Consider the following 25,080-nt stretch of genomic DNA (forward strand, 5'->3'; position numbering starts at 1 on the left):
CTACTTCGGACTGTCGACGATCACGACAGTTACGAGCGCGCTCGTCGATGTTATCCTGCGCCACGCCCCGGATCCGGCCGAATTCCCTATAATGGCTGCGCAACAGATGAGTCCGTTTTCGGATCTCTGTCCCCCTCGGCAGCTGTGCCAAGACCTGGATCGTCGGAAAGTCGCACCGCGGCGACGGCGCGACCAGCGTAAGGGATAACGCCATCAGCATCACGACCTCCGAGAACAGTCAGCTCCTCGGTCGAGACCATCTCCATCTTGAGGGGAGCGCAACGCCATACGGGCAGATGGTTGCTTCACAATGCCAGCCGCAATCGGCAAAGGGAAAAGGCGCAATCGATAGCAATTGCATGCAATAGATTGCCAAAACCCGCAAATCAGTTCACCTTTCGGCCATGCCAAATATCGCACGACCATTCGTGACCGATGATGATCCTGATCGAGACATTCGCTGCCAGGATGCGCTTCAAGCGGCTTATCAAGAGTTGGTGAGCGCTGCGATCATGGCGGGATGGTCTCAGCGTGAGGTCGTTCTTGCGATTGGCGATCTCGCAGACAAGCACTTGCGCTCGCTTGAAACCAATGACAATGCGGATGCTTTGATTGCGCTGCTCCGGCGGATGACCTAATTGCCCCATCTGGGTCGTACCGCAAGCGACCTTAAATTTCGGTTCTTTCGCTTTTGCGCCATAGGTATGTTGTCCTCGCGAGGGTTGGCACAACAGTTCATATGTTGCTGGCCGCCGCTTGTTTCTCTCGCTGGAAAGATGCCTTAGTCACAGTCTTTACGAATTCAGACAAACAATTCCTATTATAGTCTATAAAAATAGTTTGCTATTTCTATCGATCCTCCTGCCGATTTCGATAGGTTCTGTGCATTGCATTCACGGTACCGCCGGAAACGCTGATCCGGCCAAGGGGGCTAGTTATGAAGTTCAATACACTGATCGCTGCGGCCGTGATGGGTCTCGCCAGCATTTCCACGGGCACCGGCGCGACCGCTGCCGACAAGAAGGTCGTGGTCGCCTATCAGACCGATGCCCTGCCCTCCTCGGTTGCGATCGCAAATGGCGATTTTGCGAAGGAGACGGGCTATGAGATCGACTTCCGCAAGTTCAATTCCGGAGCAGAGATCTTCGCCGCCATCGCATCCGGCGACGTCCAGATCGGCTATGTCGGTTCAAGCCCGTTTGCCGCTGCTGCTTCACGCGGACTCGAGGTGAAGGCATTCTACCTCTCGTCCATCTCGGGCGTCGATGAAGCGCTTGTGGTGCGCAATGGCTCCGGCATCAACACACTCGCCGATCTGAAAGGCAAGAAGCTCGCGGCGGCACCCGTCTCGACCGATCACTATCAGCTGCTCGCTCTCATCAAGTCCCTTGGCCTGAGCGAAAAGGACGTGCAGGTCTTCGCCGTCCCGCAGCCGGAAATCGTCGCAAGCTACAATCGTGGCGATATCGACGGCGGTTTCGTCTGGGACCCGGCACTCACCGAGTTGAAGAAGAACGGTAAAGTCCTAGTGACCTCCAAGGACGTTGCCGACAAGGGCGCTCCGACATTTTCCGCCTGGGTTGCAACCTCAAAATTTGCCGCAGACAATCCGAAATTCCTGAAGGCCTATGCCTCGGTGATCAACAAATACTACGCCTCGTTTGCCACCGACAAGGCCGCCTGGGGGCCGGATAGCGAGAATGCCAAGGCGCTCGCAAAGCTGCTCGGCGGCACGGCAGACCAGCAGGCCGCCGCCCTCAAAAATCTGACGCTGCTGACGCCCGATGTGCAGGCATCGGCAGCATGGCTTGGTGGCGGCGATCAATCCGGCGCTGCCAAGATCCTCAAGGATACGGCGACCTTCCTGAAGAGCCAGGGAAAGGTCTCCGAAGTCCTGCCGAACTACGGCACATTCGTCACTGCCGACGCGCTTGTCAGCGCCAGCAACTGATCCTCCCTGGCGTCGGCGCGCTTGTCGCGCCGGCGCCGCAATACTGAGAGAGCCCATGCTTCAAGTCGACCATGCAAGCGTCTTCTTTGCAGCGCGTGACGGTAGAACCGTTCACGCGCTTGACCGCGTTTCCTTCACCATTCCGGAGCGCGGCATCGTGGTGGCGTTGGGTGCGTCCGGCTGCGGCAAATCCACCTTGCTCAATGCCATCGCCGGTTTCCTGCCGCTTTCGGAGGGAAAGATCACGCTCGACGGCAGGCCTGTTTCGAGGCCTGGCGCTGATCGTGGCGTCGTCTTCCAGAAAGATTCGCTGCTGCCATGGAAATCTGTCATCGACAATGTGGCCCTCGGCCTGCAATTTGCCGGACTGGGCAAGCGGGAACGCCGCGATCGCGCATCCGAACTTTTGCGGCTGGTGGGCCTCACCGACTTTGCCAATGCTCTACCCTATGAGTTGTCGGGCGGCATGCGCCAGCGCGTCGGCATTGCCCGGGCACTCGCCACCGATCCCGACATATTGCTGATGGACGAACCCTTCGGCGCGCTCGACAGCCTGACGCGCGAGCAGATGCAGGAGCTTCTGGTCTCCGTCTGGGCCAGAACCGACAAACGCATATTCTTCATTACCCACTCGATCGAGGAGGCGCTGTTTCTCGGAACGGAGGTTCTCGTCATGTCTCCGAGGCCCGGGCGTGTCGTTGCGCGTTTCGAACTCGATTTCGTACATCGCTTTGCCGCCAGCGGCGATATAAGAGCGATCCTGTCATCTCCCGAATTCGGCAATCTTCGGGACGAAATTCGCGCGATCCTTCACAGCGCCGATCACATCAGGAGTGCGGCATGAGCGATATCATCGAAACGCGCCCGATCGCCGGATCTGAAAAGGAAACGCAGCCGAAGCTCGTTCGCATTCCCGGCTTCGGCATTGGTGAAAAACCCACTATCGCTATCAGCATCACCACGGCAGCCGCCTGCCTGGCACTGTGGTGGCTCGTCGCCAAGCTCGGTCTGGTATCGCACCTCTTCCTGCCCCGCCCCGACGAGGTGCTGACGCAGATCGGCGTCGTCTATCGCGACGGCTATGCCGGCGCCTCGCTTTCCGAACACATATTGGCGAGCCTGTTTCGCATCGTCGCCGCCGCGGCCATCGCGATCGGGATAGGCATTCCCGTCGGTCTGCTGATGGGCCTCAACCGCTGGGCAAAGGGAATTCTCGATACGCCCATCGAATTCTATTGGCCCCTGCCTCCCCTTTCCTACCTGCCGCTGATGATCATATGGCTTGGGATCGGCGAGACCTCCAAGATCACCCTTCTTGTGCTCGCAATGTTCGCACCGATCTGCCTGTCCGCTCAGGCCGGCGTCCGTTCGCTGCCGCTGGAGCGGGTCAATGCCGCGCGGTCTCTCGGAGCGAACCGGCTGCAGCTTTTCCTGAATGTCGTCCTGCCTTCGGCCCTGCCGGAAATCCTCACCGGCATTCGGATCGCCTTCGGCATCGGCTGGGGAACGCTGGTGGCGGCGGAGCTCATCGCTTCGACACGCGGCATCGGCTTCATGATCATGTCGGCATCACAGTTCCTTGCCACCGATGTTGTCTTCGTCGGGATCGGCATTATCGCGGTCTGCGCCTTCGCATTTTCGGCTGCCATCCGCATCCTCGAAGCCATCCTCGTTCCCTGGAAGGGCAAGCTTTAGCGCAACGGACCGGAAGCGATGGTGCTCACGGTCTTCTTCGCGACAGAATCCATCATTCGATCCAGAAAGACATACAGGCGCAGGCATGAGCAGCAATTGCGAATTTCTTTGGTACATTCCCAATGATGTCAAACCGGGCCATCGCGGTGATTCCACCGTCGAAAATCACAACAGCCTGGAGACTCTGACCAGCCATGCCAAGGCACTCGAAGATCATGGCTGGAAGGGCGCATTGATCGGCACAGGCTGGGGCCGCCCCGACACCTTTACCGTCGCGGCTGCCCTTACAGCGCGCACTACGACCTTCGAACCGCTGATCGCAATCCGCCCCGGCTACTGGCGGCCGGCGCACTTCGCCTCCGCTGCTGCCACGCTAGATCAGCTGAGCGGCGGCCGGGTACGCGTCAACATTGTTTCCGGCAAAGACAATCTTGCCGCCTATGGCGACAGCGAGGGCGATCAAGCCCACCGCTATGGCCGCACCAAGGAATTCATGCGGCTCACGCGCAGGCTGTGGACCGAAGAGAACGTAACCTATGAGGGGGAACATTTTCGCGTCAGCGAATCTACGGCTGCGCCGCGCATCGAGCCTCGGGGGAAACGTCTGCATCCCAGGCTCTACTTCGGCGGCGCTTCGGATGCTGCGGAACGTGTGTCCGCCACGGAGGCCGATGTTCAGCTTTTCTGGGGCGAGCCGCTCGCCGACATCGCAGAGCGGATCAGCCGGCTCAGGGCGCTCAGCAGAGATCTTGATCGTGATCTGCCGCCGCTGGAATTCGGGCTGCGCATAACGACGCTGGTGCGCGACACAACGGAGCAGGCCTGGACCGACGCCGAAGCGAAAGTCGCCGAAATGGCGAAGAATAAGGGCGTCGGCTGGAACGATCACCGGCAATCGATTGCGGTCGGCCAGAAACGACTGTTCGATCTCGCCGCCCGCGGCGACGTACTCGACGACAATCTCTATACCGCGCCCGGCAAATTCGGCGGTGGCGGCGCCGGCACCACCTGGCTGGTCGGCTCAGCAGAGGATGTCGCCCGCTCCCTGCGCAAATACCGCGATCTCGGCATCACACAGTTTGTCCTCTCGGACACGCCCTATCTGCCGGAAATCAAACGGCAGGGCGAGCAATTGCTGCCGCTTCTACGCGACTAAGCATCTGAGACCCACGTCAGCCCAAGCGAGGAATTTAATCTGACGGCCGACGGAGATCGGCCGCCGGGGTTTCATAACGTCGCTGAATTATTTATAGTCGAGGCTAAACATCATGACACGGTTCTTAATCATGGGGAGATGAGCCGCCTTGACGAAATTGCCTGCCGCCGCGGAAAGCCGTCTGTCTTCGACCGAGATCGAGACGCATGCCGAGGCCTTTCAGAAAAGCCGCGACGACCGACGCACGGAATTGATGGAAGACTATGTCGAGCTCATCGCCGATCTGATAGAACATGCCGGCGAAGCGCGCCAGACCGATATTGCACGGAGGCTGGGAGTAACACAGCCGACGGTCGCCAAGATGCTCAAGCGGCTGGCGGAGGAAAACCTCATCACACAACGCCCCTATCGCGGCGTCTTCCTGACCGAGGAAGGCCAGCGCCTGGCCGCGGCAACCCGCCGACGTCACGAGATCGTGGAAGCAGTTCTATGCCGTCTCGGCGTCGATCCCGATACGGCAAGAAATGATGCCGAGGGGATCGAACATCATGTCAGCCAAAGGACACTCGAGGCCTTTGAGCGCTTCTTGAAGACGTGACGGTTCGCATCGGACAAACCGATAGCAATCAAGCCAGGGCTTCTTTCGGGCATATTTCCAACAAGAATGAGTTGAAAAGAGATTGAGGCGCAGTGTCCGGCTTGACCGCTACTTGATGTCAACGCAAGCTTTACGAATGCTTGCTAACCAGAACTTAGCGAACTGCTGGCCTTTGTATAACGAATACTGACTTTTATTGCCGGCGCAGGGAATCATGATGAACGCCCAGGACTTCAGCAGCACCATTTTCGATCTTGCCCCCGTCGCCATGTGGCTGGAGGACTTCAGCGGCGTCAAGGAGCAGTTCGAATTCTGGCGCGCTGAAGGCGTAACGGACCTGCGTTCTTATCTGCTTGCTGATTTGCAACGCGTTGCGACCTGCTCGCAGAAGATCAGGCTTCTTGCCGTCAACGCCAGGACGCTTGAGCTTTTCGAGGCGTCGTCCTTCGAAACGCTTGTCGGAAATCTCTCACAGGTGTTCCGCGACGAGATGCTGCAGAGCCATGTGAACGAACTTGTGGCGCTCTGGGAGGGCAAGACCGAATTTTCCGGTACGGCCATCAATTACTCGCTGGGCGGCAAAAGGCTCGACATCCAGCTTCGCGGCGTCATCCTGCCGGGTCACGAGAGCTCATGGAGCCGGTTGCTCCTGACGACGGAAGATGTGACGGCTCGCGAGGAGGCAAGACGGCAGGAAGAGCGCCAGCGTCGCTATGCGGAAGGCATGTTCGAGCACTCGCCCGTTTCTCTCTGGGTCGAAGATTTCAGCCGCGTGAAAATCCTGCTCGATAAAATCCGCGACCGCGGCATCGTCGATTTTCAAGTCTTTCTCGATGTGCATCCGGAATTCGTCCAGCAATGCATGAGCGAAATCAGTGTGCTTGACGTCAATCAGGCCACCCTCGATCTCTTCTGTGCGCCGGATCGTCAGACCTTGCTACATCGGATCGGCGAAGTGTTCCGCGGCGACATGGAGAAGCATTTTCGCGGGCAATTGCTGGAGTTGTGGAACGGTCGCCTCTTCCATCAGCGCGAGGTACTGAACTACGCTCTCGACGGATCGGAGCGCCACGTCCTCCTGCAATTTTCCGTATTTCCCGGTTACGAGAACGATTGGTCGCTCGTGCAGGTGGCGCTGACCGATATTACCGCCCGCAAGAAAGCGGAAGCCTATCTTGAATATCTCGGCAAGCACGATGTGCTCACCCGTCTTTTCAACCGAGCCTTCTATATGGAGGAGCTCAACCGGCTGGAGCGCAAATCGCTTCGACCCGTGTCTGCTGTTATCATCGATCTCGACGGGCTGAAGGAGGCCAATGACGAGAGCGGCCACGATGCCGGCGACGCGCTGTTGCGCCGCATGGGCGAGGTGCTCAACAGCGTCGTCTCGCTGCCAAATCACGCAGCGCGCATCGGCGGCGACGAATTTGCCGTTCTCCTGCCGGGCGCCGATGAAATCACCGCTGCTGCAATGGTCGAGACGATCAACGAGCTGCTGAAGATCAACAATCAGTTCTATTCCAGCGCGCCGCTCAACGTCTCCATCGGGGTTGCAACGAGCCAGCCTGGCGAGACCATGGAAGCGATGATCAAGCGCGCGGATCTCGGCATGTACGAGCAGAAGAAGGCTCACTACGCCGCGGCGGCTGCCACGCGCCCACATCGGGCAAAGAATGGCGCCTGACGCCCAGCACTCAGCTAGAGCCCTATAATCCCTTGAAACAACTTGTTTTCGCAGACCCGTTCCCGGGAACAAAGATCGCGACTTCTCATTTGGCTCTCGGGGAAAGATGGAGTTTTGACATGGACGATCAAGCGGCCAATTTCGTCGTCGCAACACGCACCGCGCTCGACCAGGCCTCGGCGCTCGCGGTTCAATACGGTTTTTCGCTTCTTGGCGCGATCATTCTCCTGATCGGCGGCTGGCTTCTTGCAGGCGTTATCAGCCGCTCGGCCTATCGCGTCATCTCACGCATTCGCGGCATCGACGAAACGCTGGCGAGCTTCTTCCAGAATGTGCTGCACTATAGCTTGCTCATCCTTGTCTTCATCACCGTGCTTGGCCAGTTCGGCGTGCAGACCGCCTCGATCATCGCCGCTCTCGGCGCCGCGGGTCTCGCGATCGGCTTGGCGCTGCAGGGCACGCTTCAAAACATCGCCGCCGGCATCATGCTGCTGATCCTGCGGCCGTTCCGGGTCGGCGAATATATCGAGACGGCCAACGTCAAAGGCTATGTCAAGGAAATTGGGCTGTTCGCGACGGAAATGAAGACGGCGGACGGCCTTTATCTCATGGCGCCGAACTCGACGCTCTGGAACACACCCATCGTCAACCACAGCCGCGAGCCGGATCGTCGTCAGCAATTGTCCGTCACCCTGCCAGAAAAGATGGACATCGATCTTGCCCGCAAGACAATCCTCGACATCCTGAAAGCGGATCAGCGCATCAAGGCTTCGCCTCCACCGAAGGTTTATCTCGATGATCTGTCGGCCGATCAGGCCGTGCTCAATATTGAATATTGGACGATCACATCGTCCTGGTCGGATGTCCGGCATGACGTGGTGTCCAAGCTGAAGGCTCGGCTTGCCGAACCGGACATTACTATCAAAACGCGCGCAAGCGCGGCTGGATCCGACGAATGACCCCTACAAAAGCCAAGCCTGCCGCCGGCAGGGAGCTGAGCAAGCGGCAGGCTTTGCGAGGCGTAACACCTCAGGCAAGATTGATCTCTTGCGAGGTCTAAACTTCCGCTGGAGCCATTTGTTCCGCATTATCCGAACCCTACGATCGGGCTACCATTTGATGCGATAATCCAGGCGAACATTCCCGGTCGGTGTTAAAGTCTGGGGATCGGCAAACGACGCCGAGAAATTCAGGTGCGGCGCCAAGGGCTGCTGAAATGATACCGTGCTGGAAAAGGCATTGCCGACGTCCTTCAGATTGCCGATCGCGGAGATCGAAGTTCCTGTTTGGGGAACGGCAACGGTAACAGCCTGTGTCGCGGTCACGGAGTTTGCCGCGCTCCGCGAACCCGCATAATTCACGTTCAGCGAGCGAGACGTGCTCATGTCCAGGTTTTCCGACACCGTCCAACTCCGCGAGCGTTCGAGGCAAAGCGTTCCTGTGCTGTTGAGTGCGTCAACCCTCAACGACACCTCGCGGCGCCATACCGTCGAAAAACGTTTCTGATCGTCGATCGCCGTTCCCCACAGGGTCGCCAGGCTGCTGCTGCGCAAGATTGTGCCGCTGGCCGCACTACCAAGTCCAAGATCCATGCCTGCACTAACATCCCAAGTCATCGGCAGCCGAAAACCAAGGGTGGTCTTGTATGTTCTGGGCGCGACCTTGACCGGCGACCAGATCATCAGATCGCTGGCTTTCGTGACCTGCGGCAAGCTGACACTCGCAAGAAGACCAAGAACGCCGCGAAGGACGCGTTTTGACTTGAAGCCCATGTTAAAGCCCGCATTCTCTATGCCCTGCCCTGACGATGGCCAGGCCCGCACCAAGGCAATAGCCAGCGCGGAACACCGCCGCATTCTGGCTTCGGATTGATTTGTTCGGTTGAGCGCCAGCAAAATTGCGGCACATCGGAGCCAAAGATTTACGGCATCCGGTTGAAGGAAATAACGCCGCTTCCAATCAAGCTGCACCCTTCGCCTGAAAGAATCCCATCCGAGGCTATGCTTGTAAACCCCTTGACCTCAAGTTTTTTGCTGCGTTGCACACATGTCGCATCTGCGACGCAGCTGTATGAAAGCGACATTGCCGTAAGTGGCCTAAAAACCAGCCTTGGCCGGACAATCATATCGCAGTTAAACGATAATCACTTTCTCGCGAGCAGCGGCGGTGCAAAGCATCAAGGCGATGGTTCACTCCACCCGAAGCCCCGCCTTCTTCAGAATCGGAAGCACCCGATCGCAGAAATAGGGCAGTTCCTGGGTATAATTGACGAAGGACAGGGCGATGCCGGCATAGCCTTGCTCGGCAATGGCAATCATCTCCTCCGCGATGCGCTGCGGCGTCCCGATCAGCGGATAGCTGCCCGCCCCGCCGGCAAAACGCTGACGGTAGCGCTCATAGGCCTCGCGATCATGAGACTGCGAGAACTGTTTCTTGCCGGCCATATGCTGATCGACGGCAGCGTGATCGGCCATCGTCACGGCATAGCGGGTGTAATAGTCCTCGGCCTCCGTTTGTGTCTCGCGGCAGACGACATGACAAGCCGTGTATACGCCAACCTGCCTGCCTTTGCCTTCCGCCCGCGCGGCGATGTCAGTAACGTGCTTTCCGGCTTCATCGATCTCGGTAAAGGTGGTGAAGAGATAGTCGCAATGGGCGGCGGCAAAGTCTCGGCCGGGACCACCGAAAGCCGCATTCATCGTCACCGGCCGCGGCGCCTGCAGGCTAGCAGGGCGGCTGACAGCCTCTTTCAGATTGTAGTAGGCGCCGGCATAATCGATAGGCTCATCCGAGGCATAGAGCCTTTCGACGATTTCGAGCCATTCGGCGGCCTGATCGTAGCCTTTTTCCACCAGCGGCACACCGAACATGCCGAATTCCTTCGGGTTCCAGCCGCAGACAATGTTCAGTCCGGCCCGCCCATGGCTGATATGATCGACCGTCGCAAGCGACTTGGCAGCATAAAGGGGATGGACGAGCGGCACGTGCACCGTCATGAAAAGGCCGATCTGCTCGGTCGCGGCCGAGAGCGCAGCAGCCCAGGTGAAGGTCTCGAACGACCATTCGCGAACACGGTTCTTGCCGCCGAAACCACGCCAGCGAGCAATCGGCAGAAAGAATTCAAGCCCCGCCCGATCCGCAATCTGTGCTGCCGTCAGATTATCCTGCCAGCCGGCCGTCCAGCGCTCCGGCACATCGGTGATCGCGAGCCCACCATCCGCGTTGGCCGAGAAAACGCCGAGCTTCAGCCGGTTCGGCCCCTTCAGCGGATGCATCTTCATGGCGGCTTCCTCCTCCCGAATTTATCTCGCGTCTGCTGGAGATATGCAGTGACACGGTATGAAAACGTGTGACCGTTGCAATAAGGAATTTCAAGCTTAAAATTTATATGCCGCCGTCAAGATCGGGAACAGCGGCATGGATGGCATATTGCGATCGCGGCGCGACCTCACTCAATAGCCAATCCTGAAACAATGTCGCCGTCTCCTTCGTCTGCTTCTTTTCCGGCATGACCACGTAATAGCTGTTCTCGGTCGGCATCGGCAGATTAAACAGCGGCAGCAGCGTGCCGGCCTTGAGCTCATCCTCGATCAGATAGGTCGGCAGAAGCGCCACACCGAGCCCGGCGATGGCGGCTGCGATGATCATGGAAAACTGGTCGAAGCGCGCGCCGGGATAGGCATTCTCCGTCGGCAGCTCCTGCAGATCGAACCATTGCGCCCAGAGCTTCGGACGCGTCGTCAGGTGCAGCAGCGGCGCTCCTGCCAGCTCGTCTGACGAGACTAGAGCTGGCCACCCGCGATCATATCAAGCGTATGGATGGCATCTTTATTGGCGGCCTGTTGCTCCGCCAACTCCATTGCCTTCGATGCAGAAATACTCGGGTTTAACGTTCGTATAATCGACGCGTTCCTCGAAATAAGACGCCGTCTCAATAGGCCTGGCTGCTTCAGGACGAACGCAATCTGCGCTTCCGAAAACTTCGAGGCCTTCATCGAATTCTCCTCTTCTTCCCTTCAGGGATCATAAGTGGAAAATTCCAGTTCCAAATGGCCTAATTCATTGGGGGCACGTCAGTGCAGCCTACCGCCTTTCCCACCAATATGACCCGGCTTCGCCGCATCCGACCACCTCCATCGCGAATTTTTGAAAAGGTACTAGACGCCAACGGTCAATCATCCTATCGGGCGTATTACCGTGTATTGCCCCCTTTCCAGTTTCATCAAATGGAAGGTACCCAGCTGAGCGAGAATAGCGAAATGCTCAAGCGCTTTTACACGCCTGATGTTTTCGAGCCGTCGCATGGGACTATCCAGACCGACTGTCGCAATCGCTGGAAAGTAGCCATAGCATTCATCTCGCTCCAACGAGCCGTAAGACGCTATACAGCGATCGAACATAGGTTTGCCCTGAGCGTCGAATTCCTCGTAGTCTCTGCGGTCTGATACAAGTAGCGAGCGAGCGAGGATGTTTGGATCCGAACTGCGTTCCCGCTTTTCGAACCCGGGGGGCAGGATGAATTTCGTTGGGGCGAGCTTGCTGGATGTCAATCGCAGATCAACAAGATCGATCTCGAAATGATCATGTCGCTCAGACCAGCAGATAAGCCGACCGAACGCGGAATGGGCGACCACGAAGCAATCTTTGTGACTGAAATCCGCATCCGCGCCGAAAACCAAAGCAAGGATGGGCGAAAATTCCGCCGGATCGCAATATTGTACCTTTCGATCGAAATAGTCGCCCAGCCCGTATGCGCGCAAAAAATCCATAAAACTGCTCGGCAGGCATTTAGAAAGGCGGGCATCCTGCTCTGCCGTCAATGGAAGGCATCTCTGTGGCGGCCCTATTTCGTCAATCGTGTCTACAAAAAAAGAATCCAACATTTAACACCCATGCTATCGTTATTTTTCCCCACATATTTTTAGTTCGACACTCATTAGGCTTCCCGCCTCTTCCTAAATCCACAACACGCAAACCGCGGTCGCACGTCAGCTTAAGTTGCTCACCGCACCGCTCGCATCGCCAGGACTTGCGAAAAGGCTATCGCGGCCCTATCGGGCGCACGACCACGGACTGGCCATATCCCTGAACGTCGATAAGATTGTATTCCATAGTCTGCGCGACGATAGCGAAATGCTCGGACGCCTTTAGGCGCTTGAGGTGAGCGATATCTGAAACTCCTCCGAGAGCCAAAGCAGGCACGAATCCGTAACATTCTCCAGATTCGAGAAATCCGAGCTTCTTAGAAGCTCGCTTGAATAGTGGCTTGCCGGCTCCGTCCTCAAAATCCAGCGCCTGATCCGATAACCAGAACGGTACTGAAACCGCATTGGCAGCCATCGCTCCTGCAGGCTGCCCCTTCACAAAATTCTTCTGCGTCAAACAGCCTTCATAAACACTGATATTGCCGTAGCCATAATCTTTCATCCAAAAGAAAATAATGCCAAAAGCAGAATAAGCAAAAGCATGGCAATTGTTGTGCGAAAAATCTCTGTCAGCACCGAAAATAAGCGCGAGAATTCCCCTCATATCATCGGGATGGCATGATTGAATAAGTCCGCTACCCAACACCGACCGACCAATATCGAAGCAAAAATCGGCAACCGGATCCGGGAAATATTTCCGAAGCGCTAAATGCTCCTGTTCCGTAAAGGAGACGGACAAAGTCGGCTTGCGATATTTGCGCGCTATCTCTTCGTAAAGTTTATTCATTTCAATTATATACTGGAGTTGCCCCTTCAACCGTCGAACGGAAACCTGATCAGGTTCGATTTTTAAGGGGCAATTCCATACCCTTAACTGCCCCCAATACTTCGAATATGAAGTCAAAGCCGACTTCTTATCTCACTTAGAAAGAACGCGCCGAAATTTTCCGACAGCCTTTCGCCGGGGTTTGACGCAGAAGTGCTGGGTGTCCATTCAACAACTGGATACTCTTCTTCCGCGGTAACGGCAGAACCGTCGAGGCAAAAAATGGGACCATAACCACTGCTCATTATGGTGATATGCGTTTTAGGATAGCCGGCAAGTTTACGATCTTCCATAGTTCGCCAAATCATGCTCGGCACCGAACTGCCAGGTATCTTGTTAGCGATGATTCCATAAAATTCGGCGTCATCAAATGAGCCGACGCCCAAGGTAATCAGGAACCTACGATAACTTGGCGGCATGCGAATACCAAGCATCCGCTCTGCTGCTGCGACATTGTCTTCGGGGGCCGCGCCAAAAAAATCAAAACGGGAGGGAGTGTTTTGTACGATTGCAAGTGCGTCTTCAAAATCGGTTATCGCTGTCATTTCTAGCTCCTAGAAGTCATTTGCTCCCGTCCAATAACAATCCAGATTTCCGTCCATTAATTGAAAGTGCCCCAAAGACCATCTCACCGTCCCCGACGATCGTTTTCACAGTCTACACCTGTTCAGGAGTTCCGCCTAAGGCCGAACGATAGCACCGGTCGCCAACGACAATCGAAAGCCGAATTCGCCTCAGATTTACAGTGGAAATTTATAGCTCGTCAGACCTAATATATAACGAACTTTCCCCGAGGAAAGGCGCCAGAGAAGCCACACGGAAAGTGTCCGTGAAAATAATAGAACGAAACGGAGGAAAAAAATGCGGGATCCACAAGATCGGAATATTCAGCTTCCATGCACAAGTGAAATATATCCCACCTAATACATTTCAAAAATGTCTCAGGAAGCTTATTTGATATTGAAATTTTTTCCGCCTTATCCCTGGCGAGAGCATCCGAAAGAGGCTTTACCACTTTTAAAATACTATTCCACTGATTTAGTCTCTCCTTACTCTTCTCCCTAATCCGTTCCCGCATTTGATTGGCGGCTTCTAAAGTAAGATTTTCCCACTCAGGCGCTGAGCAGGATTTTATAGCGTCGGCCCATGAATTCACATACTCAGCGTGATTCTGGTCTTTCTTTCCTGCATTTGCAAACCAGTCGACAGAATCCAGCTTATCCAAGGTCGCAATCGTACGAGAATTGGGCTCAGTCAAAGTTTCTCCCAAACTACTTAGATTGGTTTATGCGCCCTGGTATTCTAGGCACTAGGTCATCTGAATTACGGTGACGAATTACGGTGACAGTGCACTAATTTTGGTTCTGCAACCGGAACGGGCGGGCCATGGGGTACGCTACACAGCGTATGTTCCTATTTAAGTGCACTGTCACCATAATTCTGAATCTGGTGAACGCACAAAGCTTGAATCCCGCTCTTAACCTTCGGCTCCGCTAGCCGATGGGCCGTACCGCCTGAAGGCCGCTTGAAACGGGCTTGGCAAGATAGAATTGCCGCAACTGCGCAAGGAACGTGAAATGCTCTAGTGCCTTCACTCGCTTGATGTGCTTTAAGTCTTGCGCTGGGCCGAAAGCACCGGCAATCGCCAAAGCAGGGAAGAAACCATAGCATTCATTCGCTTCATTCGCGCCATAAGCGCGTTGACATTCGGCAAACATGGGATTGCCGTTGGCGTCCAAAAAATCTGCTTCTTCCTCATCTGGAATCATGCCCGACGCAATATGCTCTGCACTTGCTTGGGGCGGCCAGTTTTCTGGCGTTGTAAGAGCTCGGCAGTAAACAACATTTAAAGGCAACTCTATCCGAAAATTGTAGAACTTATCCGACCAACAATAAAGAACGCCGAAGGCAGTGTAGCCGAACACATGGCAGCTCCTGTGATGGAAATCGTTGTCTGCACCGAACACTAACGCGGTGACAGTCCTCATCTCATCTGGGCTGCACATGGTAAATAGACCATTGTGAAAGGAGCAAAACCCCTTCTCCTCGATGAAATCGACAATCGTCTGAGGTAGCATTCGACGCAACTCCGAAAGCTCTGGTTTAGACGCAAATCGGATTTGCTTTACTGGGCCGTATTCTTCCAACGCGTATTGCAAATTTTCATGAATTGCTGGCATGACCCGCCTACGTCTATTCAACTCGACATGCGCATTTGCAATATCCCGATCATTGCGTCCTGTGCGTTCCGCGTCCTTTCTTAAAGAGGAGATTTGCCGCGTCTTGCACTGACGGCCTCCAAGTGAGAACCCACGTTCAGTGCTCGTCAGCAATTCCTTAGGGTCCGCTGACGAAGTGCGGCTGCCAGTGCGATCCCTAGCATTATGGCGACACTCAGCATATACGATCTCAAGCAACACGGCCTCTATCAGAATGAACGATTCCGACGAAAAATTGTGCTCCGCCGTTGAGGTGCACTAGATAACGGACAACCTCTCGCTGCTCTATCGCAAAGAAGCATATACCTTGGAAATCGACGGGGCGACATCATGGAATGCTTCCACACCACCTCGATCAATTGTCTTCCATTGCGATGGAAGTCCAATTGTCAAAAAGATCCCAGAAATCCATATCTGTCATGGGTTCGTCATCGTCAACCCAGAGAAGCAATCCCTCCGGATCATCAACAACGGTGCTGTGAAGGCTGACATAGCCCTGTCCCTTTCCGCCGCTGTTGAATATGTGAAAATAATCCTTTGATTTGACAGTCTCGAATAACTTCGAAGACGGCTCCGTCCAATACTCGTTACCGTCCTTACCTATCGGACGGATTTCTCCTTCCGGCAGCAAGCCACCCATAGAATGGAAGTCGCAGAAGCCGTCGAGCGCTTTGTAGAAAGCCCCAACGCTTCCTCCGAACATGGATTTATCAGTCGGTGCAAATCCCCTGTAGGATAAAACCTGATCGTCCGCCTGCCGGTCGGTAACGAGCGCCACATCGCCTCGTACTTTGACGAGATAGGCATCGGTCGTTCTCTCCAGAAGAAGACTGCTCGTTTCTGGCATATGAATGAAGACTTGGCGCACAAGCGCCCTAAAGGCCTCCAATCTCCGGCTTTGATCCGCAGTCGCAATGTCCACCCAAAAAGGCGGCAGCGAACGGCCGATATCTGCCGCATCGAGAATGACCTGATAATCACTCCCCCAAAAGCGTGAAAGATAGGTGTCGTTCATTCAAAACCTCATGAATGGTGCTTATCTTCCAGAAGATAGATCATTAATTTGCTGCTGCAACTGAGGCCTAATTTGGTTTGAGCGCTCGATCATTTGCTGCCGAAGAGTCGAATTAACCGCGATTCTATCGTCGCCTTGCCCATAATAAATCCAGTCTTCGAAGGACTTCGCCCCCTTTGAGGAGTTTGCCGATTTGCTAAGCCCTGTGAAGTTATCAGGATTATTTAGGACTTTAAGCTGATTCTCAGTGCTCAAATCTGCAAATCCGTCCATCTCAGTGATATTTTTCATGGAAACAATATGATCTGCCTCCAAGGGTCCAGTACGTTGTTTGCCCGGCAGCCAAGGATCATCAACTGGATTCTCGGGCGTGGCAACGGGCTGTCCCTCATTGACCTTATCTCGCATAGCCTGAGATGGCGTCTTCTTTCTAAGTTTATCGTACTCTTCTTTCGAGAGCTTCTTTTTCGGCGATTTCTCTGGGTCTAACTTCGTACTCCTCGCACCCTGTGCGCCGTCTTCAATCTTCCCCTCAATACGCCGCGCATCATTTACCGTTTCCGCAACTTCTTCCGCGCGATGAGCTTTCGCGAAAACGCTAGCCCCAACAGAAGCCGTTTTGCCAGCAACCGTGACAGCACCTTTGGTCGCGAGAGCTTCCACAGCTAATTTTACAACGTCAAAAGTACCATGACCAGCGGCCTGTGCCAGACCACCCTTTGCATAGGCTTCGCTGTAAGGGTCAGCCACACCATGCCATATTGAACTCGCGGTGTTGGTAGTATTATCCCATCCTCGGGCCAGAGTTGCACCCGGGTTGTCATATAGGTTCTGCCCAACTTCGGCGGTCCAATTAGCGGCCCCGACTGCGCCATCCTTGACACTTTCAGCGCCCGCGGCGACCGTCCCGCCAGGATCATTCCAAAGGTCGGACGCCAGATTCTTCGTACCGTCCCAGAGATTTGAGCTGACTTTCTTGACACCGTCCCAGGTTTCGCTGGCGTTTTCGGTAAAACCATCGGCAAATTTTTCGCCGGTGCTACGTGTGTCCTGCGTCTTCCCGGAGCTCTGGTTCTGTTTATCCGTGGCATCCGGCGCCTTGTCAGTCTCGGTCGACTGAACATAAACATACTCGCCAGGGCAGTTACCATTGTTCAATGTGCAACGATCTGTATGACGCTGTACCGGTATGCCGTTTGCTCGCACGATGTTAGACGAGGTCACCGGCGTTACGATATTTCCCACGGTGCCTGATTTTACACCCAGTCCCGTTCCAGGCTGATCTCCATAAGTCGCTGTGAATTGTGAATTGGAGCGCTTGATAACCTTCCCGTTGGATTTCACATCCGGGGAGTAATTCTGTTTATCGTCGGCCTTGCCCCATACCATGTAAGGCACGGGTGCAGTTGGTGAACGACAAACATCCGGCGACAGGCAAACCGCAATCGCGGAGCTGTCATCGGGAATGAATTCCGGGGGCGGTGGAACGGCTGCCGTAGGGCTTATTCGAGGGCCTTTCGTGGCTTGCTTGCCGTTGTCCGACAGCAAACTACTATTGGGATCGATCCGTACATACTCCAGAGGCTCTGGCTCTGGGGGCGCTTCTGCAGGCTGATTGCCGGCCATTAGCTGACACCTTCAGAAAGATTGACAACAGTCATCCTGGGCAGCCCGCGACGCTCCGGCCAGGGAAAGCCGATCCGCCAGGTCAGGAAAACGCGCCCCACATCGGGCCTCATGTCGAAATGGACGCCGTCGAGCACCATGGGGCCACGCGCCGGGCCTGTACCCCGATCGATTTCAATCTGAAGACCAACGCCAGGCAGGCGACCATGGAACATCTCTAATCCCGGCAGGAGGTGATCCAGCTCAAAGGCTTCGTCGCCCCGCAGCCAGGGATTTGCCACCAAGTCCGGATGCGCGGCCTGCCAGAAGGAGAAATCGAAGTCGCGGGGAAGCAGAGGATGCCTTTCGTTTAGCCAAGCGTCGTCATAGGTTCCCGCCTTTCGTATCCGATCTTCCCAGAATGGCGAAAGCAGACCAAGACCTGCGGGCGCCGGCCTGTCGTCGACAGAGCGAACTGGTTCGTCCGCATCCTCGATCTGCGGCGCTGGCCATTCCGGTCTTTCACGAAACTGGTGCTGATCGACGAGCCCGATCCCGAGTGGGTTCCGTTCGAATACCTCGCCGCTCTCGATCCTGCCTCCGAAAGCAAATCGCCAGTCGATAGGGACATAGGTCACCGGCTCTCCCGTAGTCAGCTCCCAACCATCAAGCGCGTCCTCTTTCTCCTTGTCGATCAGTCCCCGCCATGTCTTGCGGGTCTTCGCCCGCCAGACACGCGGTCCATGAACGCGCAGCCGCTTTTGTACAGGCCCTACTTTCAGGCCACATATCCATGAAGAAGCCGCCCCACCGTCGGAGGCAAAGGCGGCACCTATAAAAGTTACATCCGTCCCTGGCTTGAACGGTGCCAGATCTGTGCAAGCCATCTGTGGCGTCTCATGCGGATCGCCGTCATAGACGTCCGACATGACCAATGGCCGCTGGTTTTGATCCAAAACAAGCGGACCGTCATTTGTCAGTTTGAAAGTGCCTCTAGCGACAACAACACCCAGCAACTCGCCAGCCAAATTATACTGCCGGAAAGCGAGCGCCGGGAAAGGTGTGTGATTGTCGACCGACATTGCGCCTCAGCCCTGTGCCGTCGTATCCGACGATGACGGGGAGGCTTCGGCAAAGCCGCCGCCCGGCTTATTGAGATCGACGACTTTGCCGTTGATCTGCGTCGGCCCCGATGCGGTGAAGTTGAAATGCGTCCCAAGAATGATGACCGTGCCGTCCTGGCGCATGATGAATTTCGAGGCGCCGCATTCGATAACGAATTCGTCGCCCACGATCACTTTCTTGAATTTTCCGACCTTTTCGAGGGACGTTTGACCAACGTGCGTGACCTTGCTGACACCAATCTGCTCTGCTCTTGCAATGCCGATAGTGTCCGATTTGAACGACCCCACGACAGTGTTCATGATGCCTGGGAGCGGAAAGAGGCCGCTTGCCGCTTCGCCCAACCCGCTGCCGGAACCGGACAGATTCGTTCCAGCGTCCGCTCGCGGGTTTGGCCCCGAGACCACACCTTCGCGGCTACCCAGCCCTCCTAATCCGAGGAAGCCCAGGGCGGAGGAGGCAATGGTGCCAGCGAATGCGGCAAGTCCTTCACCGCCCCCGCCTGCGATTTGACCCGCCTGGGAAAGCAATCCGGCCGTCTGCCCCGAAAGTCCCTGCACCGCGCCCATCAACGCCATGGCCATGGGCCCGGTACCGCCCACAACCGTATTCACCGATCCACCGATCTCGTGCTTCTGGTTGCCGCTCACCTCAACGGCGCGGTTGCCGCCGATGGAGGCGACCTCGTGGCGGTCGACGCGTTTGGTGCGGTCGTTGCGCACGCGCGTCGTCTGGTCCTTCTGGGCGTGAAAGAACATGTTTTCCCGGCCGGCATCGTCCTCGAAGGTCATCTCGTTGAAGCCGGTGCCCTTATGCGTATTGGAGCGCAGCACCATGCGGGTCTTGTTGGCAGGAAGGTCGTAGGGCACGCCGTTGCTTGGGTTCGGCACCACGCCCGTTACCAAAGGCCTGTCCGGATCGCCGTCGATGAAGGCGACCATGACTTCCATGCCGATGCGCGGGATGACCTGGCCGCCCCAGGTGCCGCCGGCCCAGCTCTGGGCGACACGCACCCAGCAGGTGTCCGATCCGTCCTTCTTGGCGCGGCGATCCCAGGGATACCAGAGCTTGATGCGGCCATATTGGTCCGGATGGATTTCCTCCCCGGGAGGACCGGCGACGATTGCGACCTGCGTGCCGCGGATGCGTGGCCGCTCGGTTGTGCGATGCGGCGTCATCGGCACGCGCGACGGCACGGCTTCGAATTCGTTGGTATATTCCGGCTGATCCGCATTGGTTTCGTAAGAGGGGTCGACCGCATAATGGGTGGCGCGAATGATAACATGCTCTTCATAGACATGTTCGGGATGCGCCACTTCGTAAGGCGTAAATCGCCGGCCAGCCTCCAGCACGCGCGAAGACGATCGGCCGACGACCCGATTATGGTCGGCCTCGCTCGCCTGCATGCGCAGCTTCTGCGCCCGCTCGGCTTCTGCAACGGATGAAATGCGAGCCGGATATTCATAGAGCTCCCGCTTCATCGCGTCGGGCATTTGTACCAATGACGGCGTGGTCGTGCCCGGCACCATTTGCGGTGTCTCGAAGTTCCAATCGGCGCCGGCACGCTGGCCTGGAACATAGGCGTAATGCTTCGTCCAATCGCTGATGTGATTGCGGTCTGTCGAGCCCTGAGCAAGGCGCACGCGCCCTTCTCCCTGCGCCGACGGAGACGGGCCGGCCCATGAGTTGGCGCCATCGGCGACATGCAGCCGGTGGCTGCCCTCTTCATGTGAAAACCAGTAGAAAAGGCCGTCTTCCTCGAAGCGGCGCGTCAGATAATCCAGATCCGTTTCGTTCCACTGCACGGAATAATGTTGTGGCGGCGGTGGCGTCACGACACCGGAAACATCCGGGGCCGGAATGCCGTGTTCGGAAAACAGCGTCTCGACGATATCGATGCTGGTCTTGTCCATCCAGATGCGGCAATCCGAGCGCTGTGATAGCAGCCACATCTGCGGCTTAATCACCATCGAGTAGGAACGCAGGCCGCGCGTGATCGGCGGCCCCTCCTGAAGCGCGGTGACCAAGCCGTTGAACGGACGGCGAACGCCATCGCCACCGTCTTCATCCTGCTGGACTTCCAAGGATATATCGATCAGTCGACCGATCAATTCCTCCGGCTTAATGACTTCCCGTTTGGCGCGCACGGAGAGCCGGATGTCGAAAAGCGACGAAACGCCTTCCGTGATCATCACTCGCTCCGGCAGGAGTTGGTCCGTTCCAAGCGGTGAGGAAACCCTGAGGTTTCGGGTCGCCTGGATGAAATCATTGGCCGAGGGCTGATCGTTCATCTGCGCTTATCCTACCAGTGAGCTTGCCGAGCCTATAGTGCTGGCGCTGCCAATCTGCTGCTTACGGCCGCCGACGAGATAGACGATCTGGAACAGGGTGCCGTTCGGCAGCGTCTCGTGCATGCCGGGGCCATACAGCACCTGAGGGGTCAGGATCTTGCCGATATCGGCGCGCTTCGGCACCGTGCCAAGCAGATAGGCGCCGCGCGCCATCAGTACCCGTGTTTCGCCGTCGGTGACGGAATAATTGTATTGCGCAACGAACACCGAATGATGGTTGGTATCCATCTCGCGAATGATATGCGCCTCGTTGTTGCGCAGCCATCGCTGGAGCCAATGCGTCAACGACATCTCGTTGGCTTTTTCGGAGAACATCCGGAAAAGCGATGCGGCGGCTCCCATCGCCTGACCACGCGCCGCAAATTCGCGCGGGCCGCTTTGATAGGAAAAGTAGTCGTAGGACGGCCCGCGGCCTGCACGCTTCACGGGCGGAAGATCGGCCTGCTTCACGGGCTCCATCTGCAGTGCCGCTGACGAAACGGAAAAATCTACCATGGCGACCTCTTTGAGGGACGTTTGCCGAAACATGCCGATCGCGCCAAAGCACGATCTGGCAGCGGACGCGATTCCGGCGCGCTGATGCCAACGCGCCGGAAAGCGATACAAAACTCAGGCAGCCTTGGTCGTTGCCAGGTCGTAGGACGCGATCATCGGCGACTGCGGCGTCTGCGAGTCGTCGTAAGGCGTGTACTTCACTTCCATCTTCGTGAAGTTGAGCTTGATCGTTTCGACCGGACGGTCGCCATTGGAATCGACCGAGTAGCTGGCGATCAGCGTGTTGGTGAGCGTGTACTCGATATAGGTATCGCCCGGGTTGCCGGTGGTTACCAGATGGATGACGGCCTGTTTGCCGGTGCGGCCCGAGCATGCTTCCTGGAAGAGCTTCGTCGACGAGGAATCGCTGACCTTGGTCAGGATAACTTCCGAAACGGTCGGCTCGGAAGCTTCGCGGTTCGCAGCCGAACCGGCTGACGTCTTCATGTTGCGCGAGACATTCCAGTGAATGACTTCGATGTCCATCCACTTCTTGTGTTGCTCGTGGGTTGCATCACCCTGAATTCCGTCGATCTGCAGATAAATCGGCATGCTCTGAACTCTCCTGTTGAGATTTGAATTTCGCCCTGTCGCTGCAGGGCGGGTTTACCTTTCCGTCTAATGCCGCATCCGGGCGCTGTGTTCGTCCGGGGCTGCTTTATTCGCCGTGCCGCCATCCTCGGGGCCAGCGAATTCCTGGTCGCCCACCGGATCCTCTTCGATGAGAAAGCGATGGTCGTGAAAGCTTATGGTGATGCCGCCAACCTTGCGTCCAGCTGCGACCGCATCGAGGAAGAAGGTCGAAAGCTCTGGCAAAAGATCGCGTCCGATCATGGTTTCGATGGCACGCGCGCCCATTTCGCTTGCCTTGGCGCGGCCGACCAGCGCCTCGCGGGCTTCCGAAGCGAGCGAGACGCTCGTGCCATACGAGGCGGCGACGCGATCACGGATGCGGCCGATCTGAATGTCGACAATCCCGCTCAGCGTCTCACCGCTCAGCGGCATGAAGGGCAGAACGGTCGTGCGGCCGACGAAGGCCGGTTTGAAGTGCTTCTGCAATTCGGGAAGCAGCAGCGTTTCCAGCGCTTCGCCCTCAGGCATGGTTTCCGGATCAGCCGCCAGGGCTGCCAATAACTCCGAGCCGGTATTGGCGGTCATTACGATGGTGGTATTCTTGAAATCGATGTCGCGGCCCTCGCCGTCGCGCAGCGTTCCCTTGTCGAAGACCTGATAGAAGACTTCCTGCACGCCCGGATGGGCTTTATCGATCTCATCCAGTAGCAGCACGCCATAGGGGCGACGGCGAACGGCCTCCGTCAAGACGCCGCCCTCGCCATAACCGACATAACCGGGGGGCGATCCGAGCAGCAGCGAAACCTTATGGTCCTCCTTGAACTCGGACATGTTGATGGTCGTCAGATATTGGCTGCCGCCATAGAGAAGATCAGCCAGCGAGAGAGCCGTCTCGGTCTTGCCGGTTCCCGACATGCCAACGAGCAAAAAGACTGCGGGGGGGCGACGTGGGTCGGAAAGGCCTGCGCGGGCAGACCGCATCGCAGCCGAAATCCGCGCAATTGCATTGTCTTGCCCGAGCACGCGCTCCTTCAGCCTTGCATCGAGCGTCTTGACGGTTTCGACCTGGTCGGACAAGAGTTTGCCGACAGGGATGCCAGTCCAGCGCGCTACGATCCCGGCAATCACTTCCTTGTCGACCACGCGAGGCACCAGAGGGGTTTCTCCGGCAACGTCGGCAAGACTGCGCTCGGCCTGTACGAGGGCCGCACGAGCGGCGTCGACGGATGAGCCATTCGGCTGGAAGAGAGCGACATTGTCGCCGCGCAGACGAACGCCATCTTCGCCCTCTGGACCATTGGGATCGGCGAGCGCGGCTTCGATACGATCGGCCTCGGCCGACAGCCTGATTTCAGCGTCGAGCTTGGCCTGCAGCCGCTCGACCTCACCTACCGCTTCGTCCTTTTCGCTCGCGATGATAGCAAGACGTTCGACGATATCCGGGGTCGGCGGCTCGGCAGAAAGGGCAGCGGCTTCGACCTCCAGCATCCCCAGCTCGTTGCGCAACTCCTTCAGCGCCTCTGGAACGGTCTGTCGAGCCAGTGAGACGGCTGCCGCGGCGGTATCGATGAGGCTGATCGCCTTGTCGGGCAATTGCCGCGCCGGGATATAGCGCGTCGAGAGGCGGACGGCAGCCGCGAGCGCTTCGTCGCGAATCCGTACTTTGTGGTGAGCCTTGAAGCTGCCTACGACGCCACGCAACATGCGGATTGCCGTTTCTTCGTCGGGTTCGAGCACCTGAACGACCTGGAAGCGTCGGGTCAGCGCCGCGTCCTTCTCGATATATCGCTTGTATTCGCTCCAAGTCGTGGCCGCGATCGTCCTGAGCTCACCGCGCGCCAATGCCGGCTTCAAAATATTAGCGGCATCCCCCTGCCCGGCCTGCCCACCGGCACCGATAAGGCCATGCGCTTCATCGATGAACAGAATGATTGGCTCGACCGACGCCCGCACGGCCGCGACAACGCCGTGCAAGCGGCGCTCGAACTCGCCTTTGACGCCGGCGCCGGCCTGTAGCAGGCTGAGGTCGAGAAGAAGAATCCGTACCGGCTTCAGCATATCAGGCACATTGCCCGCCGCAATTTCCAGCGCCAGCGCCTCGGCAACAGCCGTCTTCCCAACACCTGCTTCGCCGACCAGCATCGGATTGTTCTGACGGCGACGCATGAGGATATCGATCACCTGGCGCAGCTCGCGATCACGCCCGATAACTGGATCGATACGACCAAGCCTCGCATCCGCCGTCATATCCCGCGTGTACAGGCGCAGGAATTCATTTTCGCCGACGGCGGCAACAGTTTCGGAATTCTCTGACAATGATGAGGCGCCGTCGGAAGCGAAAGTCGCGTTCAACTTTTTTTCAAGGGCGTTGCGATCAAGGCTGCGCAGCGACGGCGCCATGCCCCGTGCCATGATTCGCAGCGACTGGTCGTCGCTCAGTGCGGTCAGAAGATCGGCGAACGTGATGCTGCTACGCCCGCATTGGAGCGACGCGACAAGCCATGCCTCGCGCATCAGAGCGAGCAAATTTTGAGAGAGTACCAGTGCGGCACCATCGCCCCTCGGTAGGTCGGCGATGGCGCTATCAAGCTCCGTGCGGAGCGCTGCGGAAGAAACGCTAAGCTCTTCAAACAAAGAGCTAACTTCGGATATATCCAGCAACGACAATATCCAATGTGCGACATCGACATTTGCATGGCGATCACGTGCTGCAAGCGATGCTGCAGCCTCGAGACCGACGCGCAATGCTGGCTCAAGCGTTCTGATCAGACGATTGAGATCGATATTCGACACCTAGAAGTTTCCTCCCTCTGGTTTCATTTCAAC

The 25,080-nt window shown here is 56.8% G+C and carries 23 protein-coding genes and 1 pseudogene; 8 read left to right on the plus strand and 16 right to left on the minus strand.

Annotation, left to right across the window (positions count from 1 at the left end):
- Positions 1 to 428: 428 nt before the first annotated feature.
- From ACYJRZ_RS18770 to ACYJRZ_RS18805, 8 genes are all read left to right on the plus strand, one after another.
- Positions 429 to 638, plus strand: a complete 210-nt coding sequence (locus ACYJRZ_RS18770; protein ID WP_459461463.1) for a hypothetical protein — start codon at positions 429 to 431, stop codon at positions 636 to 638.
- Positions 639 to 937: 299 nt separating this feature from the next.
- On the plus strand, positions 938 to 1,951 hold the full coding sequence (gene tauA / locus ACYJRZ_RS18775) for a taurine ABC transporter substrate-binding protein (RefSeq protein WP_459461464.1): 1,014 nt from the start codon (positions 938 to 940) through the stop codon (positions 1,949 to 1,951).
- 55 nt (positions 1,952 to 2,006) lie between these two features.
- Positions 2,007 to 2,795 (plus strand): taurine ABC transporter ATP-binding protein, encoded by a 789-nt coding sequence (locus ACYJRZ_RS18780; RefSeq protein ID WP_459461466.1) that lies wholly within the window; start codon positions 2,007 to 2,009, stop codon positions 2,793 to 2,795.
- A complete protein-coding gene (locus tag ACYJRZ_RS18785) occupies positions 2,792 to 3,646 on the plus strand; it encodes an ABC transporter permease subunit (RefSeq protein ID WP_459461468.1) in 855 nt (284 codons plus the stop codon). The genes ACYJRZ_RS18780 and ACYJRZ_RS18785 overlap by 4 nt, the downstream gene beginning before the upstream one ends.
- Before the next feature lie 85 nt (positions 3,647 to 3,731).
- A complete protein-coding gene (locus tag ACYJRZ_RS18790) occupies positions 3,732 to 4,802 on the plus strand; it encodes an LLM class flavin-dependent oxidoreductase (RefSeq protein WP_459461470.1) in 1,071 nt (356 codons plus the stop codon).
- A gap of 148 nt (positions 4,803 to 4,950) precedes the next feature.
- Positions 4,951 to 5,400 (plus strand): manganese-binding transcriptional regulator MntR, encoded by a 450-nt coding sequence (mntR, locus tag ACYJRZ_RS18795; RefSeq protein ID WP_459461472.1) that lies wholly within the window; start codon positions 4,951 to 4,953, stop codon positions 5,398 to 5,400.
- Positions 5,401 to 5,614: 214 nt separating this feature from the next.
- Positions 5,615 to 7,084 (plus strand): sensor domain-containing diguanylate cyclase, encoded by a 1,470-nt coding sequence (locus ACYJRZ_RS18800; protein WP_459461474.1) that lies wholly within the window; start codon positions 5,615 to 5,617, stop codon positions 7,082 to 7,084.
- A gap of 119 nt (positions 7,085 to 7,203) precedes the next feature.
- Positions 7,204 to 8,043 carry a mechanosensitive ion channel family protein gene (locus ACYJRZ_RS18805; protein WP_459461476.1) on the plus strand — a complete coding sequence of 280 codons (840 nt, stop codon included), beginning with the start codon at positions 7,204 to 7,206 and terminating at the stop codon, positions 8,041 to 8,043.
- Between the two features lie 150 nt (positions 8,044 to 8,193).
- Here ACYJRZ_RS18805 and ACYJRZ_RS18810 read toward each other — a convergent pair whose 3' ends face one another.
- From ACYJRZ_RS18810 to tssH, 16 genes and pseudogenes are all read right to left on the minus strand, one after another.
- On the minus strand, positions 8,194 to 9,054 hold the full coding sequence (locus tag ACYJRZ_RS18810; protein ID WP_459461478.1) for a hypothetical protein: 861 nt from the start codon (positions 9,052 to 9,054) through the stop codon (positions 8,194 to 8,196).
- A 219-nt stretch (positions 9,055 to 9,273) separates the two neighbouring features.
- Entirely contained in the window at positions 9,274 to 10,365 is a 1,092-nt protein-coding gene (locus tag ACYJRZ_RS18815) for an LLM class flavin-dependent oxidoreductase (protein ID WP_459461480.1), read from the minus strand.
- Between the two features lie 103 nt (positions 10,366 to 10,468).
- Positions 10,469 to 10,855 (minus strand): annotated as a pseudogene (locus ACYJRZ_RS18820) (LysR substrate-binding domain-containing protein); the annotation flags it as partial.
- Positions 10,856 to 10,866: 11 nt separating this feature from the next.
- Positions 10,867 to 11,079, minus strand: a complete 213-nt coding sequence (locus ACYJRZ_RS18825; protein ID WP_459461482.1) for a hypothetical protein — start codon at positions 11,077 to 11,079, stop codon at positions 10,867 to 10,869.
- Between the two features lie 180 nt (positions 11,080 to 11,259).
- On the minus strand, positions 11,260 to 11,967 hold the full coding sequence (locus ACYJRZ_RS18830; RefSeq protein WP_459461484.1) for a GAD-like domain-containing protein: 708 nt from the start codon (positions 11,965 to 11,967) through the stop codon (positions 11,260 to 11,262).
- Positions 11,968 to 12,124: 157 nt separating this feature from the next.
- A complete protein-coding gene (locus tag ACYJRZ_RS18835; RefSeq protein ID WP_459461486.1) occupies positions 12,125 to 12,796 on the minus strand; it encodes a T6SS immunity protein Tdi1 domain-containing protein in 672 nt (223 codons plus the stop codon).
- A gap of 113 nt (positions 12,797 to 12,909) precedes the next feature.
- A complete protein-coding gene (locus ACYJRZ_RS18840; protein WP_459461488.1) occupies positions 12,910 to 13,380 on the minus strand; it encodes an SMI1/KNR4 family protein in 471 nt (156 codons plus the stop codon).
- A gap of 224 nt (positions 13,381 to 13,604) precedes the next feature.
- Positions 13,605 to 14,093, minus strand: coding sequence for a hypothetical protein (locus ACYJRZ_RS18845; RefSeq protein WP_459461490.1), 489 nt, complete (start codon positions 14,091 to 14,093; stop codon positions 13,605 to 13,607).
- A gap of 235 nt (positions 14,094 to 14,328) precedes the next feature.
- Positions 14,329 to 15,015 carry a GAD-like domain-containing protein gene (locus tag ACYJRZ_RS18850; protein ID WP_459461492.1) on the minus strand — a complete coding sequence of 229 codons (687 nt, stop codon included), beginning with the start codon at positions 15,013 to 15,015 and terminating at the stop codon, positions 14,329 to 14,331.
- A 394-nt stretch (positions 15,016 to 15,409) separates the two neighbouring features.
- Positions 15,410 to 16,069, minus strand: coding sequence for a hypothetical protein (locus ACYJRZ_RS18855; protein WP_459461494.1), 660 nt, complete (start codon positions 16,067 to 16,069; stop codon positions 15,410 to 15,412).
- Between the two features lie 21 nt (positions 16,070 to 16,090).
- On the minus strand, positions 16,091 to 17,695 hold the full coding sequence (locus tag ACYJRZ_RS18860) for a DUF4150 domain-containing protein (RefSeq protein WP_459461496.1): 1,605 nt from the start codon (positions 17,693 to 17,695) through the stop codon (positions 16,091 to 16,093).
- Positions 17,695 to 18,756 carry a DUF2169 family type VI secretion system accessory protein gene (locus tag ACYJRZ_RS18865; protein ID WP_459461498.1) on the minus strand — a complete coding sequence of 354 codons (1,062 nt, stop codon included), beginning with the start codon at positions 18,754 to 18,756 and terminating at the stop codon, positions 17,695 to 17,697. Before ACYJRZ_RS18865 ends, ACYJRZ_RS18860 begins: the two co-directional genes overlap by 1 nt.
- Positions 18,757 to 18,762: 6 nt before the next feature.
- Positions 18,763 to 21,087 carry a type VI secretion system tip protein TssI/VgrG gene (tssI, locus tag ACYJRZ_RS18870; RefSeq protein WP_459461500.1) on the minus strand — a complete coding sequence of 775 codons (2,325 nt, stop codon included), beginning with the start codon at positions 21,085 to 21,087 and terminating at the stop codon, positions 18,763 to 18,765.
- Between the two features lie 6 nt (positions 21,088 to 21,093).
- On the minus strand, positions 21,094 to 21,642 hold the full coding sequence (locus ACYJRZ_RS18875) for a hypothetical protein (protein ID WP_459461502.1): 549 nt from the start codon (positions 21,640 to 21,642) through the stop codon (positions 21,094 to 21,096).
- 114 nt (positions 21,643 to 21,756) lie between these two features.
- A complete protein-coding gene (locus ACYJRZ_RS18880; RefSeq protein WP_069613675.1) occupies positions 21,757 to 22,233 on the minus strand; it encodes an Hcp family type VI secretion system effector in 477 nt (158 codons plus the stop codon).
- Between the two features lie 66 nt (positions 22,234 to 22,299).
- Complete coding sequence (gene tssH, locus ACYJRZ_RS18885; RefSeq protein WP_459461504.1) at positions 22,300 to 25,047, minus strand: type VI secretion system ATPase TssH; 2,748 nt, start codon at positions 25,045 to 25,047, stop codon at positions 22,300 to 22,302.
- Positions 25,048 to 25,080 lie beyond the last annotated feature (33 nt).

It is taken from the genome of Rhizobium sp. No.120, from assembly GCF_054558365.1.